The organism is Kibdelosporangium banguiense (genome assembly GCF_017876405.1).
Lineage (GTDB): Bacteria > Actinomycetota > Actinomycetes > Mycobacteriales > Pseudonocardiaceae > Kibdelosporangium > Kibdelosporangium banguiense.
In genome coordinates, this window is the sequence record NZ_JAGINW010000001.1 from 4526500 (window position 1) to 4539715 (window position 13216).

Here is a 13216-nt window from a genome sequence, read left to right on the forward strand (position 1 = left end):
GTCACCAGAGCTGGAACGTCAGACAGTCAGCGTGCTGATTTCCGGTGACATGATCAGGCGCTTCGGATCGAACGGGTCGGTTATCGCCGTGCGCAACGGCAGATCGGTCCACTCGGGGATCGATCTGCCCGAGCGCGACCACGATGCCTTGAACTCGTGAGCAAGCACTTGTTTCACATCGAAGACATCGACGAAGGTGGTCGTCCCGAACGTCAGCGTCAGCCCGTCTTCCTGCTTGATGTCCAGGAGGCGGTAGCTCAGCCGATTTTCCAGCAGCCGGGGACGCACGAGGTCGCGCACAGCTCTGCTGTACCCGCGGTACATTTCGCCTCGGTCGGTCAGCGGCAGGACGTGATCGAGATTGCCGAACCGCGGGACCGGCTCCTGGTTTTCTGACCACATCAGACGGATGCGGTCCAGATCCACCGGTTTGTCCAGCAGCCATCCTGGTCCGGCCAGGACATGTCCTCCCGGAGCTCGCTGCGATTCCGGATAGAGCCAGGCGGCCAGTTCACTCAGTTCCCGGCCGCGGACGCTGGTTGCTTGCCTTACAGCGAGCCAATCGCTCTGACTCTTGCGGACTCGTTCAGTCAGACTGGCCGGTGCGCGGAGAGCTTCGTCGTCGGCCTTCGCCTGGTGCCTGAGTTTGGTGAGGCAGCCGTTGGCGCCCAAAGCCTCGTCGAGTGCTCGCACCAGCGGCTCAGCCGGAAGGCCTCGACCGGCCGCTCTGCCATGGACACGTGCTGGCGTGCGTACCCGATCTCGGAAGCGAGCTGGGCGTGACTGAGTCCGGCGGCTTTCCGCAGTTTTCGGATCTCGAACGCGAGCTGTGCCGCAGCTGCCATCGGGCTCGCCGTCCGTGGCTTCTGATCCGGGCACTACTGCTTCTCCACGGCTGCAAAACCTGGGTGTTCGTCGTAGTTCGCGTTTGGTTGTCGACCGTCAGGTAATTCCCCAGGGGCTGCCGTCACGTAATTCCCCAGGTTGTGGGCCTCGGTGTAGGTCTACCGGGCCTGTTGGCGGTTGTCTACTTGGTGGTGTGGCCGGGTCGTTTCCGAGGGCGGTAGCTGGGTCCGTCCATCAGGATCTGGTGGCTGGTGTTGATGAGCCTGTCGAGCAGGGATTCGGCGACGACGGGGTTGGGGAACAGCCCGTACCAGTCCTTCGGGGCTCGGTTGCTGGTGAGGATCAGGGGTTTGCCGTTGACGGCACGGTCGGAGATCAGTTCGTAGAGGTCGTCGGCGTGCATGGCGGTGTGCTCGCGCATGGCGAAGTCGTCGAGGATCAGTACCAGTGGTTTGGTGTATTCGCGGATGCGTTGTCCCCATGACCGATCGGCGTGCCCGCCAGCGAGGTCGGACAGAACGCGGGAGGTTTTCGCGAACCTCACGTCACCGCCGCGGCGTGCCACGGCGTGGCCGAGTGCCTGTGCCACATGGGTTTTCCCAACACCGACCGGGCCGTAGAGGATGACCGACTCGGCGGCCTCGAGCCAACGCAGCGCGCCGAGGTCGCGCAGCATGGCTGCCGGGAGTTTCGGGTTGGCGGTGAAGTCGAACTCTTCGAAGGTGGCTTGTTCTTCGAACTTCGCTCGCCGGATTCTCCTTGCCAGAGCGGCGGTTTCGCGGCGGGCGATCTCGTCTTCGCAGAGCACTTGCAGGAATTCGAGGTGGCCGAGGCCGCCATCGCGGGTTTGGGCCAGCCGTGCATCGAGGGTGTCGAGCATGCCGGTCAGTTTCAGCGTCCGCAGCGCCGGATCGAGAATGGTCATGACGTAGTTCTCCCGGGTCTGGATCGAATAGTGTTGTGTGACAACCGAACGCGTTGTCAGGCGGTATCGACGCCGAACGCGCCCGGTCCCCGCAGGAACGCCGCAACGGTCGGCGCGGCAGGTTCGGTGATGCCGTCGCGTTCCGTGCCCGCGGCGAGGATGCCTTTGATAGTGCGGTAGCTCGGGTCGCCGACCTGCAGGGCTCGCGCGCAGGCGGCGTCAAGTCGTTGATTCCCCACGGTTGTGTGCGCAACGCGAGAACTCCTTGCGCACTGCGGAGCCGAGAGATCGCGTTGACTTCCATGAACTCGGCGATCACCGCGACGCACGCGGGTCCGACCTCGGCGGCGATGCGCCGGCACCAGGTCGGGTTACGCATCTGGAAGGCGATCTTCTCCGGTGGATAGTGCTCGAAATCGGTGGCCCGGCCCGACAAACGCAGCACATGGGTGGCCACGACGCCGCCGTCATGCACGATCTGCACGATGTCACCGCAACGGCGGGCATGGACGGATTGGCCGATCAGCCGCCACGGCACCGAATACAGGGCTTTGCCGACCTTGACATGTTCTCTGAACTTGCGCCCACTCGCGCCTAGTCTGCGTCGGCTGCCAGCCGTCCACAGCTGACAACGCGCTCAATGGGTATGGGTGGATATTCGCATGGAATCAGGAAGCCAGTGCGAGCAGTTCGTCGATCACCGGTTCTGGCCCACCATGGGTGAGGTGCGCGATGACGAACATGGGTGCGATCACCTGACTCCAGGAATACAGCCTGTCCCCGTCGAGCCCGCATGCAGTGGCGACTCGTTGGCAACGGGCCTCGACGCCCTCGTGTCCGGCACCGGCGACCACGTAGTCGACGGCGTCGAAGCAGGGATCACCGATGCACGCCTTCGGGTCGATCGCGACCAGACCCCGCGACGGGCCGCCGTCGAGGACGTTGGCGAGGTGCAGATCGCCGTGCAGTAACACGAGCCTCGTCTGAGTGTCCAGCAACGTCGCGCAGCGTCGCAGCGCCCGCTGCCACGTGGTCTGATCGATCCGTGCACCGATGGCTGGTTCGGTCAGCCTCCGGCCGATCCGGATGAAGGCCTCGTCAAGCCGACCGCGCAGATCCCACGGCCAGTCCGTGGGCGGAGCCACGGCGTGCAGTGCGGCCAGCAACTCTCCCCACTGCCGCGGCAATGCTGCATCTGGCAGGTCTTCGGCTTCGGTGCCGGGCAGGATCTCCTCCAACACCATTGCTCCGACAGCCGCGTCGATGGCCAGTACGGCCGGCACCCGGCCCGATGGCGCGAACACACGCAGCATCTCCACTTGCTTGGTCAGCAGTGTCCGATCCGGACTGAGTTTGAGCACCGCCGGCGTTCCGTCGGACCATTGACAGCGCATGACCACAGATGAGGCGCCGCTCTCGAAAAGCTCACCGAGTACGAGGCCCCACCGGGCGGCCAGCCGTTCGGCGACGAGCGGGGCTTCCGCAAGCCACCCCTCGGCCTTGGGACCAAATCGACGGACCAACCGCGCACCAACTTCTTCCATATTCACCCCGCTAGTTTGCCCGAACTGTCAACGCGCATATCTCGGCGGCATGACAGGCTGAGGGATGCCAGTTTCGTTCCGCTGATCGCGCGGGAGCGTGGATACGCATCACCGTGACCCGCCACTGCTGCTGCCAACCGCTTGCGTGCCTCACCGATGAACTTGCCGCGCACGGCGAGATCCCACAATGCGTGGCCAGTGTCGCCGGAGTGCTGTGCCGCGTCGTAGTACCGCATGAAGGCCGACTCGTTGTCGGCACTGATGTTGCTGAACTCGTCGTCGGCCAACCCCACGGTGGCGATGGTGTCTTGCACACGTCCCAACTTCGCCAGGGCGCGAGCACGAGCGGACAACAGCATCGCGCGTTCTGCCGGGGTCAGGCGGTCCGACCTGACCATCGCAAGTTCAACCAACGTGAGCCCATTTTCCGCATCACCACACCAGATCGCCTGCCGAGCCATGCAGGACAGCACCTTGGCCCGTAGATGCCAGTCTCCGGCTTCGTCAGCGCATGCCAACGCGAGCCGAAACATGTCACGTGCGTCGTCATGGGCGTAGGCATCGAACGCCATGAACGCGGCGGTGTTGCCGAGATAACCGACTGCGGAATGCAACTCTCCGTGTAGCCGTTCTGGGCAACGAGCACCAAGCAGCTTGACCGCGTAACGAAGTTGAGCGGCAACGGCCTCGCGAACCAAGCCACCGCCGTAAGTGTGGTCCCACGACGAGAAGACGCGTGCGGTCGTTCGCACCTCGTTGATCTCAGTAACACCGATGACCGAGGGCACCGGAGTGGGGCGCGAGGGGCCGATGAGATCCGCAAACGCGAGCGGCCCTGTTGCGGCTGTGGCGCCGAGCGCGAGGGCTGCACGAAGGAACTCCTTGCGATCCACAGATGCCACAGTAGAGGGGAGTCGGCACGGCCGGTGGAAACCAAGTTCACCGTATGCGACCACGCGGAGTACCGCGCATAGGCCGTCGCGATAGTCCTTGCCAGGCCAGCGGACAACACCCCGCTCAATCTTCCCGATGTAGTTGGCGGTCAGCTCAACAACGCGCTTGCGATGCTGATAGACCCACGCGTTGACCAGTTCGGCCAGTTCCTGCCGGCTGAGTGGTTCACCAGGTGCGCCCGGGGAATCCGTCCGCTTCCGGCATGGCGATCCCCTTCGTGCTGACAGTGACGATAGTCGCACACAGTGTGGTCAAGGCGGGAACTGGAAATGGTTGCCGATCTGCCCTCAATCTGCCCCCTGACAGACGCACATCAGTCCTCCCGCTCGCCGAGCTGATCGTCAAGGCTTGGTCTGTCGGACGGACGTCCCGTCGCATGCCGAACTGTGGAGCGCGTTGAAGAGACGAGTACTTTCCCAGCGAACCTTGAAACCAGGTGTGACTTGGTTGTTCGTGAGGTTCGAGGCAGTGCGGCGGAGATTCTTGCCGCAGTGGGTGCGTGCTGTCGAGTGGTTACGCATCGGCTGGGCGCTTCGTTCTTCCACAACACCATGAACTGCACTGACAACAACCTCGTGGAGCTCAACCATGTCCAATACGACTGATCAGTCCACTGTCGAGCCGGAGCCGTTCGCTGGTCCTGCGGAGTTCGCGGCGCTGGTCGCCGAGATGGTTGCGGATCAGGCGCCGCGGGTGTTTCGCGGTGGTGCTGGAGTTCGGTGATCGTCTTGACGCTCAAATTGTCGCTTGGGGGTTGGCGCTTGACGAAGGTGCGTATGTGACCACTGTGGATGGTCGGAATCAGTATGCGTTGGCTGAGCCTGAGAACGCGTTGAAGTATGTGCGCAATCTGACTGGCACGACGCCGCATCTTGTGTGGGTGGACCGATCATCGGAGTTGGGTAGTGGCCAGGACGAGTCTGAGTCTTCCGTTCTGCGGGATGAGGCTTCGCCGTTGGCGTGAGCAGGCTGGGTTGACTCAGCAGGAACTCGCTGACGCATGCGGCCTGTCGCGATATCAGATCTCGCGTTGGGAGACTGGTGGGGCCAAACCCGAACCCGGCTCGCTCAAACCGCTGGTGCGAGGGTTGGCTCAGGCGCTGGACGCGACCACGTTCGGGCTGGCTGATCTGCTCGAACAGGGGTGAATTGCCGGCGCCTGGGTCGCGTACGCCACGATCCGGACCTGTTGCTAATCCTGGCAGGCGCTGCCGGAAACAGTGTCGAGTGGACGTTCGAAGAAGCTCTCCAGGACGACGATCGTCTGGGTGCCGGTGACTCCGTCGATCGCGAAGAGCCGGCGAAGCGATGCTTGTAGCTCCTCTGTCGTCGCCGTCCGGATTTTCACCAGCAGGGTGGCAGGGCCCGCGATGACGTGTGCTTCGACGACCTCGGGCAGTGCCGCGAGTGCTTCGCCCACCGGCGAGTCGCCCATCCAGGCGTTGGCATCGACCAGCACGAACGCCGCAACTCCACGGCCGACCGTCGACGGGTCGACGTCGATGGTGGTCCGCCGGATGACGCCCTGCTCGCGTAGCTTTCGCACTCGCTCGTGCGCGGCCCCCGTGGACAGTCCCACTGCCTGCCCCAGCGTGGCGTAGGCCTGGGTGGCGTCGCGCTGCAACTCGGCGAGAAGTTTTCGATCCAGGTCATCCATGATTTGACGATACCAAGTTCAGTGGTGAAGCTGTATGTCAGATGATGTTCGGCATTTATGGGGAACGCATGGATCTGGTTAAGACCGAGTTTGTGCTGCTGGACGAGCGGTTCGCGCGCTGCGGCGGGGACCAGTGGATGCGGCGGCTGCACACCGGGTGCCGCTGGACCGAGGGGCCGGTCTATTTCCCGGCCGGTCGGTACCTCGTGTTCAGCGACATCCCGAACGACCGCACCCTGCGCTGGGACGAGACGACCGATCAGGTCGGCGTGTTCCGGCAGCCCGCAGGGTATGCCAACGGCCACACCAGGGACCAGGCGGGCCGGTTGGTCAGTTGCGAGCAGGGCCACCGTCGGGTCACCCGCACCGAGCCCGACGGCACCGTGACCGTGCTCGCGGAGCGTTATCGTGGTCGTCGGCTCAACAGCCCCAACGACGTCGTCGAACGGTCCGACGGATCGATCTGGTTCACCGACCCGAGCTACGGCATCGACAGCGACTACGAGGGATATCGCGCGGAAAGCGAGATCGGCGCCTGCCACGTCTACCGTGTCGACCCGGCGAACGGGGAGGTCCGGATCGTCGCTGACGACTTCGAGCGGCCCAACGGGCTCGCCTTCTCGGTTGACGAGAGCCGGCTCTACATCGCGGACACGCGGCAGAACCCCAGTCATATCAGGGTGTTCGACGTGACCGACGACGGCGCGCTCACCGGCGGGGAGGTGTTCGGCACCTGCGACAGCGGGGTGTTCGACGGGATCAGGGTGGACACTGCCGGACGGGTCTGGGCGGCCGCCTATGACGGCCTGCACTGTTTCGCCCCGGACGGCACCCGCATCGGCAAACTTCGGGTGCCCGAGGTCTGCTCGAACCTGACCTTCGGTGGATCGCGCCGCAATGAACTCTTCATCACGGCGTCGAGCTCGGTCTACACGCTGCGCGTCAACTTCAACGGAGCTCGTTGAGTCAGGCGAGACTACGGAGTAGCGCAGCGGCGGCGGAGCAGGCCTCGTCGGTCACGATGTGCTCGGTGCCGGGGTCGATGCGCACGTCTGGCAGTGCTCCTGCTGCTTGGAACAGCCGGGCGCTGTCCAGGACTCGGTGGGCGGGGACCCACGGGTCGTCCTGGATGCTGCGGAGTAGTACTGGCATGCCTTCGAGCGCGGCGTTGTCTGGAGGCGGGATTGGGGCGGGGCCGATGAATCCGCCGGTGAACAGGACCGCGGCGCCGAGCCGCCGCGGTCTGGTGAGCAGCAGGTGCGTGAGCAGGCAGGCGCCCTGTGAGAATCCGAACAACACCAGGTTGTGTGCTGGTGTTCCGGATTCGAGGAGCTGGTCTATCTGCTGCTCGACGGCGGTGAGTGCGTTGTCGAGATGCGGTTGGTTCTGCTCGATGGGCTCCAGGAATGGCAGTGGGTACCAGCTGTTGCCAGGTGCTGCCGGCGCGACGAATCGTGCCGGCAGCGGGCCGAAGCGGTCGGCGAGATCCCGCATGAATTCGGGTTTCTGGCCACGACCATGGATCGCGAGCACCACTGTCGGCGCTTCGGCTGGGCCCCAACGCAGAATCACGGCGTCAGATGTCGATCTGTTCGAGGGCGTTGAGCAGTTCGTCGCGACGGTGCTCGAACTGCTCGGGCAGCTGGAACCGCTGGCCCAGCTCGTGGGGTGACTCGTCGCAGTCCCAGCCGCCGTCGGCGTGGGTTACCGCGAGCTCGAAGAGCGACCCCGCTGGGGAGCGTACGTAGACGCTCTTGAAGTACTTGCGGTCCTTGAGTTCCGAGATGTCGGTGTAGCCGCGGCCTTCGACCTCGAACTTGAGTTCGTCCTGGTTCTGCAGGGTGTCGACGTTCCAGGCGAAGTGGTGGTGGGTGCCCGCGCCGTAGTGCCACGTCCCCTGGTCGTCGCGGCGGTTGACCGTGATCTCCAGGTGGTTGCCGTGCGCCTGTTTCCCGATCTGTAACGCGACCCGGTCGCCTTCCTCGGCGAGTCCGTCCTGGGCGCAGAAGGTGTCGTTGGCGAATTCGACTGTGCGATCGGGTGTCATCACGTGCACGCCGAGCCCGTGCAGTCCGTGAATCGCGTGCTCCTGCGGTACCCCGTACCCGGTGTTGCCGACCCGGTCGTCTCCCTCGCTGGAAACGAACATGTACTCGATACCTGACGGGTGCTCGAACGCCAGGCGCCGCCGGCCGAAGACCTCGACGTCGGTCACCGCCACGTCATGCTCGGTCAGGCGCTTGTGCCAGTAGTTGAGGCTGTCCTGCGGAACTGACAGCAGAACCTCACGGCCCTGGTTGGTGCCCCGCTTGCCGTACAGACCGACCTGCGCCCAGGGAAACGTGGTGACCACACTGGATGGATCGCCGTTGGCGTTCGCGTAGTACAGGTGGTAGATCGGTGTCGAGCCGTCGAACAGCACGGTGCGCTTGATGAACCGCATCCCCAGCACCTTGACGTGGAAGTCGACGTCCTCCTGTGCGTGGCCGACCGACAGCGTGATGTGATGGGAGCCTTCGATGTAGGCCATGACGGCGTCTCCTCGTCGAGCTGCGACAGCTTTCCGGCCCACGTTACGAACGGGCCGTCCGGCCGCGCATCGGCGAGAAATGCACGACTATGTCGAGGATGTGCACGGCTGCGATCCAGGCGTAGCCTTGATCGCGTTGCCGACCCACGAAATCCTCCACAGGAGCGGTCATGCTGAGCCTGGTGCCTGCCGAGCGCGCCAAGGTCGGCACGGGAATCTGGCAGGAGCAGGTCAACACGGGTGTCTCGCTGCACTTCAGCTTCGAATTCGACAACCCGGCGGCGTTCGCCGGAACGATCAAGCACCGCTCCCTGGGGGAGCTCGGCATGTTCGGCGTGGCCTGCCAGCGGCACACCGTGCACCGCCGGCCGAGTGACCTGGAGCTCGGCAGCGACGCCTACTTCCTGCTGACGCTGCAGATCGCGGGGGACAAGCAAGTCACCCAGGACGGCCGGTCGGCGACCATCCGCGCCGGCGAGTTCGCGCTCTACGACTCGCAACAGCCACTGACACTCGACGTCAGCGACGACTACCGGTCAGTGAACGTCAAGTTCCGCAAGGAGATCCTTGGCGCGCACGACGCCGATGCCTTCGCCCACCTGGTGGCCCGGACGTTCTCCGGCGAGCAGGGCATCGCGCCTGTGGTGTGGTCGACGATCCTGAGCCTCGGCGCCCTGAGCCCGGCGAACGGTGCGAGCGCGATCCTGTTGGCGGGCAACGTGATCGACATGGCGGCCACCATGCTGCGGACCCAGGCCGGGATCACCGGCCCGGACGGGCGCGACGATCAGGCTCGCCGGTTACGCTCGGTGCACGCCTACATCGACGAGCGGCTGCACGACCCGGACCTGCGAGTCGAATCCATCGCGGCGGCCCATTTCGTCTCCGTGCGCTACCTGCACAAGCTCTTCAGCCACAGTGGACACACGCCGGCCGGCTGGATCAGGCACTGCCGGATCGAGGCCTGCAAACGCGACCTCGCCGATCCCGCGACGCGCGCCATCCCGGCTGCGGCCATCGGCGCCCGATGGGGCTTCGGCAACGCGTCCCACTTCGGGTACGTCTTCAAGAACGCCATCGGCCTGACCCCCGCGGAGTTCCGCGAGCAGGCACTGTCCTGAGGACAGCTGTCAAGCCAGGCCGGAAGTTGTAGGCCGGGTGGCGGCGCCTTACTCGCCCGGGCGGGTGACTGTGGGATCGGCTGGCGCGCTGTAGCGTGCTTTATGTCAGATCGTAACCAACTCCCGTCTGTTCGCGCGAAAGTCCAACCCTGTAGTCGATCGTGCGATGAGGGCCAGACGAGAGCGCCACGGGCTCGGTGCCGCCGGGCTCGCGATGCGTCTTGCCCTTTTCCCGCTTCAAGAACCTGCGCGTGCTGGGGGAGCCTTGAAGGGAGCGAGAAGTGGCATCACCACCGAACGAGATCATGGCGCCGGCCACGTCGGAAGCGTCCTGGTTCTGCTGTGGCGCCGCGTGGGGCCCGTGTGGCACGGCCGGCGGCGGGTCCTGCACCAACTGTAAGTCGGCCAGCCTGCATTGCGCCTGGCCGAACGCATCCGATGCCTGCTTCGACATCACGCGGCCGGACAAGTGTGGCGACAACCTGCTGAGGCGCACTTGCGGGCATCAGTTCTACGTCAAACACCTATGTGGCACAACGGAAATCGCGGTCACCATCACCGACTGCGGGCCGCAGACCGACCTGTGGTGCGGTGAGCAGAAGTGCTGTAGCGGCAACTGCGTGACCAACCGGCTGATCGACTTCACCCCCGCTGCTTTCAGCAGGCTGGGCAACCTTTCCGCCGGCCTGATCCCTGTCACCATCCGAAGCTGAGAGGTGCCTGCAATGGACCGTAGGAAATTCCTGACCAGGGCTGTGCTGACGGGGACGACGGCCGTTGTCGGCGCGACCACGCTTGGCTCCCTCGCGCCTGAGGCCGCGTTCGCGGATGACAGCTGGACGCTTGACCCGGATGCGGTGGACCCGAACTTCGCCGAGGGCCGGATCACCGGTATCCACGGCACGATGCTGATGGTCACCGGGTCGGACCGCACTCTGCACCGGATCATGGTCACCAGCGGCACGAGCCTCTGGAAGTTACGCAACACCACCTTCGACGACGCGAAAGTGGGCGACGGGCTGTACGCCCGTGGCGCGCGTATGCCGGACGGCGTGCTCGCGGCGGACGCGATCTGGCTCAACATCGTCAACCTGCAGGCCCACATCGTCGCGATCAACCACAACGTGCTTCACCTCGACCACAAGGGAAGCCGCGTGGTCGGGCACGTGGTGGCGGGCACCACGGCGGCCGTGTACAACAACACGCCTGCGGTCAGTGACCTTTCGTTACTGCAAGTCGGCAGACATGCGCAAGTCATCGGCGCGTGGCGGCCGGATACCAATGAGGTCGACATCGCGACGGTCTACGCTGCGGCGGCGTGATGAAAGTACTCGTCGCGGGTGTCCTTGTGTGGGCGGCCGTGTTCAAGTTCCGCGGCGGCACGCAGCGGTCCGCGCTGAGCCGTCTCGTGGGCAAAGAGCATGTGGTCGCTGTGTTCCGGGTGATCGGTGTCGTGGAGCTTGTGCTGGCGGCGGCGTTGTTCACGCGGGTGGGCGAGTGGGTGACGTTCGCCTGGTTCCTGGGGATGCTGGGGTATCTGTCGTGGGCCCGGGTCGCGGAACCGGAATCCTCGTGTGGCTGCCTGTCGGAGAAGTACGCGCCGGTCGGTGCACGGGCACTGGCGCGGGCCGTGCTGCTCGCGGGAATGGTCGTCACAGCTGATCTTCTGCCGTGGTACTCGGTTTTCCCCGCCGCGGTGCTGGTGTTCGTGCTGTCGGCCGAGCTGGACGACTACTGGCTGCTTGGGTTGCGGCGGTTGAAGGTCCGGCTTCGGCATCCGTTGGCCGGCGGCGAGTTCGTGGTTCCGGTGGCGTCGACTGTGCAGCAGCTGCACAAGAGCCAGACCTATCAGTCGGTGTATCCGATCCTGCGGTCCGACCTGCTGGACACGTGGGATGAAGGCGACTGGCGGATACTCACGTACTCCGCCGAACGTGACGGCGAGCGGGCAACGGCCGTGTTCGCTGTGCCGCGCAACCGCTACGAGCCTGAGGCGGTTCGTTTCGCCCTGGCGTGAAAAGACCGCTGGGAGTGTCCGAATCGGACACTCCCAGCGGTCTTCTTCGTGGCTACCGGGTCATTCCTTGCAGTTCTTGTTCTTGTTGATGCAGTTGACCAGGCGGAACATGATGCGCTCGGACATCACGTTGGCGAAGTCGTTGTGGTCGGAAGCCGGGTTGTTCTTCTCCTGGGTGAAGGAGTCGACCGAGTACAGGCCCTTCTGCTGGACATCCCGCGGGATGTCGTAGGTCAGGCTGATCCGCAGCTGCGGCAACGGGACGAGGCCCCGCGCGCACTGGCCGTTCTCCTGGCGGTGCAGGATGTGGTCGCGGTGGTTGGTCGAGTCGACGTTCTTGCCGTCCCAGCAGCTCGGGAAGTCGTGCACACGCATGACCTGTGAACCCTGCGGGCAGATCGGGTACTTGTCGAGCAGCACCTTGTCCTGGAAGCCCGAGCAGGTCCAGACCTTGCGGGCGTTCTTCGGGCCGTTGGTGGAGACCTTGGCGTCACCGGTGAGGATGCGCAGGAACTTCGGCATCGCCTTGATCTTGGCCGACGGGTTGCCGCGGAAGGTCAGCTCGGCCTTGACCGGGCGCTGGATGGTGCCGTCGTTGATGCCGATCGCCAGGTTCGGGTCCTGGTTGCCCTTCTTGTGCTGGTGCTCCTGCTTGCCCTCGGTGTTGACCTCGTTGTTCTGGTCACCGTTGTTGTTGACACCGCCCTTGTTCTGCTGCTTGATGCCGCAGGGGGCGAGCTGGCCGAAGTCCTTGGGCTGCTGGCCGTTCTTGTTGACCGCCTGGCTGATCTTGTCCAGGGACTGCTTGCGCTTCTCGGTGAGCGGGTTGACGACCTCCTGGTCGACGTTCTTGGCCTTCTCGAGCTTCTGCTCGGCCTCTTCCTTCTGCTTGTCGATGTTGTCCAGCTCCTGCTCGACGACCTGGTTGGCGTCGTCGGGCAGTTCCTCGGGCAGTTCGCTGGCGACGTCCTTGCAGTCCACGCGGGGCTCGCGCTTCTCAACGGCGGCGGCCTGCTGGTCTTCCTGGTAACGCTGCCAGTTGCCCTCGGAGGCCCGGGTCCCGTTCTTCTGGGCGTCCTTGTTCGCGCTGTTGATGCGCACCACAGGCCAGAAGTAGGCCGACTTGTCGCCGTTCTTACAGGTCGTGCCGGACTTGGCGAGGCTCTTGTTGTTCGAGTCGGCGTTCGCGCTCAGGTTTCCAACGTAGTCGTGCAGATGTTCGGCACCCATCTTGATGCCGGGCTGCGCGATGAAGTTGTCGGCGTTGAAGTGGCCGTTCTCGTTTTTGCCGCAGTTGACCGTGAAGGTGCCCAAGCTCGCGTTGCGCTGGTTGCGCACCTGCGGCACGTTGGGTTGCACCTTGGTGATGTCGACGAAGAAGGACTTGTCGGCAATGGCCGCGGACGCGTCCGGATCGCCGCCGGTAGTCGTGATCACGACTATGGTGCCGGTTGCGATCGCCAGGGCTAACGCACCAGTAGCGATCTTGGTCCGGCGGGAGATGCGGTGCCGCCCTTTACTCGGGGCCATCGACTACTCACCTCGTTTTTTCATTCTTTTGTTCAATTTTGGGATTGAACGTGGCGGGGGATGAAACGGTACAACGCCGTGAGTGCCGCCAG

Annotated in this window: 17 protein-coding genes and 1 pseudogene; 7 read left to right on the forward strand and 11 right to left on the reverse strand. The window is 64.5% G+C overall.

Annotation, left to right across the window (positions count from 1 at the left end):
• Positions 1–18 precede the first annotated feature (18 nt).
• From JOF56_RS58100 to JOF56_RS21505, 6 genes and pseudogenes are all read right to left on the reverse strand, one after another.
• Positions 19–693: a hypothetical protein gene (locus JOF56_RS58100; RefSeq protein WP_245378339.1), complete on the reverse strand. Its 675-nt coding sequence runs from the start codon at positions 691–693 to the stop codon at positions 19–21.
• On the reverse strand, positions 591–845 hold the full coding sequence (locus tag JOF56_RS60725) for a helix-turn-helix domain-containing protein (RefSeq protein WP_209640925.1): 255 nt from the start codon (positions 843–845) through the stop codon (positions 591–593). The genes JOF56_RS58100 and JOF56_RS60725 overlap by 103 nt, the downstream gene beginning before the upstream one ends.
• 182 nt (positions 846–1027) lie before the next feature.
• Entirely contained in the window at positions 1028–1771 is a 744-nt protein-coding gene (gene istB / locus JOF56_RS21490) for an IS21-like element helper ATPase IstB (protein WP_209640927.1), read from the reverse strand.
• Positions 1772–1827: 56 nt separating this feature from the next.
• Positions 1828–2339, reverse strand: a pseudogene (locus tag JOF56_RS21495) (Mu transposase domain-containing protein); the annotation flags it as partial.
• A gap of 100 nt (positions 2340–2439) precedes the next feature.
• Positions 2440–3294, reverse strand: a complete 855-nt coding sequence (locus JOF56_RS21500; RefSeq protein ID WP_245378340.1) for an aminoglycoside phosphotransferase family protein — start codon at positions 3292–3294, stop codon at positions 2440–2442.
• Between the two features lie 23 nt (positions 3295–3317).
• On the reverse strand, positions 3318–4511 hold the full coding sequence (locus JOF56_RS21505) for an NsdA family TPR-like regulatory protein (RefSeq protein ID WP_504739838.1): 1194 nt from the start codon (positions 4509–4511) through the stop codon (positions 3318–3320).
• Between the two features lie 346 nt (positions 4512–4857).
• On the opposite strand from JOF56_RS21505, the gene JOF56_RS59530 reads away from it, so the two are divergent.
• Positions 4858–4992 carry a hypothetical protein gene (locus JOF56_RS59530; RefSeq protein WP_281065464.1) on the forward strand — a complete coding sequence of 45 codons (135 nt, stop codon included), beginning with the start codon at positions 4858–4860 and terminating at the stop codon, positions 4990–4992.
• Positions 4993–5210: 218 nt separating this feature from the next.
• Positions 5211–5417, forward strand: coding sequence for a helix-turn-helix domain-containing protein (locus tag JOF56_RS21510; protein WP_209640933.1), 207 nt, complete (start codon positions 5211–5213; stop codon positions 5415–5417).
• A gap of 44 nt (positions 5418–5461) precedes the next feature.
• On the opposite strand, the gene JOF56_RS21515 is transcribed toward JOF56_RS21510, so the two are convergent.
• The gene (locus tag JOF56_RS21515; protein ID WP_209640936.1) at positions 5462–5926 is read right to left on the reverse strand and encodes an Lrp/AsnC family transcriptional regulator; all 465 of its coding nucleotides are present in this window, start codon (positions 5924–5926) and stop codon (positions 5462–5464) included.
• A 68-nt stretch (positions 5927–5994) separates the two neighbouring features.
• Here JOF56_RS21515 and JOF56_RS21520 point away from each other — a divergent pair, with 68 nt between their 5' ends.
• A complete protein-coding gene (locus JOF56_RS21520; protein ID WP_209640938.1) occupies positions 5995–6891 on the forward strand; it encodes an SMP-30/gluconolactonase/LRE family protein in 897 nt (298 codons plus the stop codon).
• Position 6892: 1 nt separating this feature from the next.
• Here JOF56_RS21520 and JOF56_RS21525 read toward each other — a convergent pair whose 3' ends face one another.
• Genes JOF56_RS21525 through JOF56_RS59535 form a run of 3 tightly spaced genes read right to left on the reverse strand, consistent with a single transcriptional unit; the run spans position 6893 to position 8628 of the window.
• The gene (locus tag JOF56_RS21525) at positions 6893–7498 is read right to left on the reverse strand and encodes an alpha/beta hydrolase (protein ID WP_307855192.1); all 606 of its coding nucleotides are present in this window, start codon (positions 7496–7498) and stop codon (positions 6893–6895) included.
• 4 nt (positions 7499–7502) lie between these two features.
• Positions 7503–8456 carry a VOC family protein gene (locus JOF56_RS21530; RefSeq protein ID WP_209640940.1) on the reverse strand — a complete coding sequence of 318 codons (954 nt, stop codon included), beginning with the start codon at positions 8454–8456 and terminating at the stop codon, positions 7503–7505.
• 43 nt (positions 8457–8499) lie between these two features.
• Positions 8500–8628: a hypothetical protein gene (locus JOF56_RS59535; protein WP_281065465.1), complete on the reverse strand. Its 129-nt coding sequence runs from the start codon at positions 8626–8628 to the stop codon at positions 8500–8502.
• On the opposite strand from JOF56_RS59535, the gene JOF56_RS21535 reads away from it, so the two are divergent.
• The 4 genes from JOF56_RS21535 (at position 8627) to JOF56_RS21550 (ending at position 11594) form a co-directional block, all read left to right on the forward strand.
• Positions 8627–9577, forward strand: a complete 951-nt coding sequence (locus JOF56_RS21535) for an AraC-like ligand-binding domain-containing protein (protein ID WP_209640942.1) — start codon at positions 8627–8629, stop codon at positions 9575–9577. The genes JOF56_RS59535 and JOF56_RS21535 overlap by 2 nt on opposite strands.
• A gap of 281 nt (positions 9578–9858) precedes the next feature.
• On the forward strand, positions 9859–10290 hold the full coding sequence (locus tag JOF56_RS21540) for an RlpA-like double-psi beta-barrel domain-containing protein (protein WP_307855193.1): 432 nt from the start codon (positions 9859–9861) through the stop codon (positions 10288–10290).
• Positions 10291–10302: 12 nt separating this feature from the next.
• Positions 10303–10899 carry a cell wall protein gene (locus tag JOF56_RS21545; protein WP_209640944.1) on the forward strand — a complete coding sequence of 199 codons (597 nt, stop codon included), beginning with the start codon at positions 10303–10305 and terminating at the stop codon, positions 10897–10899.
• Complete coding sequence (locus JOF56_RS21550; RefSeq protein WP_372448388.1) at positions 10899–11594, forward strand: MauE/DoxX family redox-associated membrane protein; 696 nt, start codon at positions 10899–10901, stop codon at positions 11592–11594. Before JOF56_RS21545 ends, JOF56_RS21550 begins: the two co-directional genes overlap by 1 nt.
• 60 nt (positions 11595–11654) lie before the next feature.
• Here the strand turns inward: JOF56_RS21550 and JOF56_RS21555 are convergent, their stop codons facing one another.
• On the reverse strand, positions 11655–13124 hold the full coding sequence (locus tag JOF56_RS21555; RefSeq protein ID WP_209640948.1) for a DUF1996 domain-containing protein: 1470 nt from the start codon (positions 13122–13124) through the stop codon (positions 11655–11657).
• Positions 13125–13216: the final 92 nt, after the last annotated feature.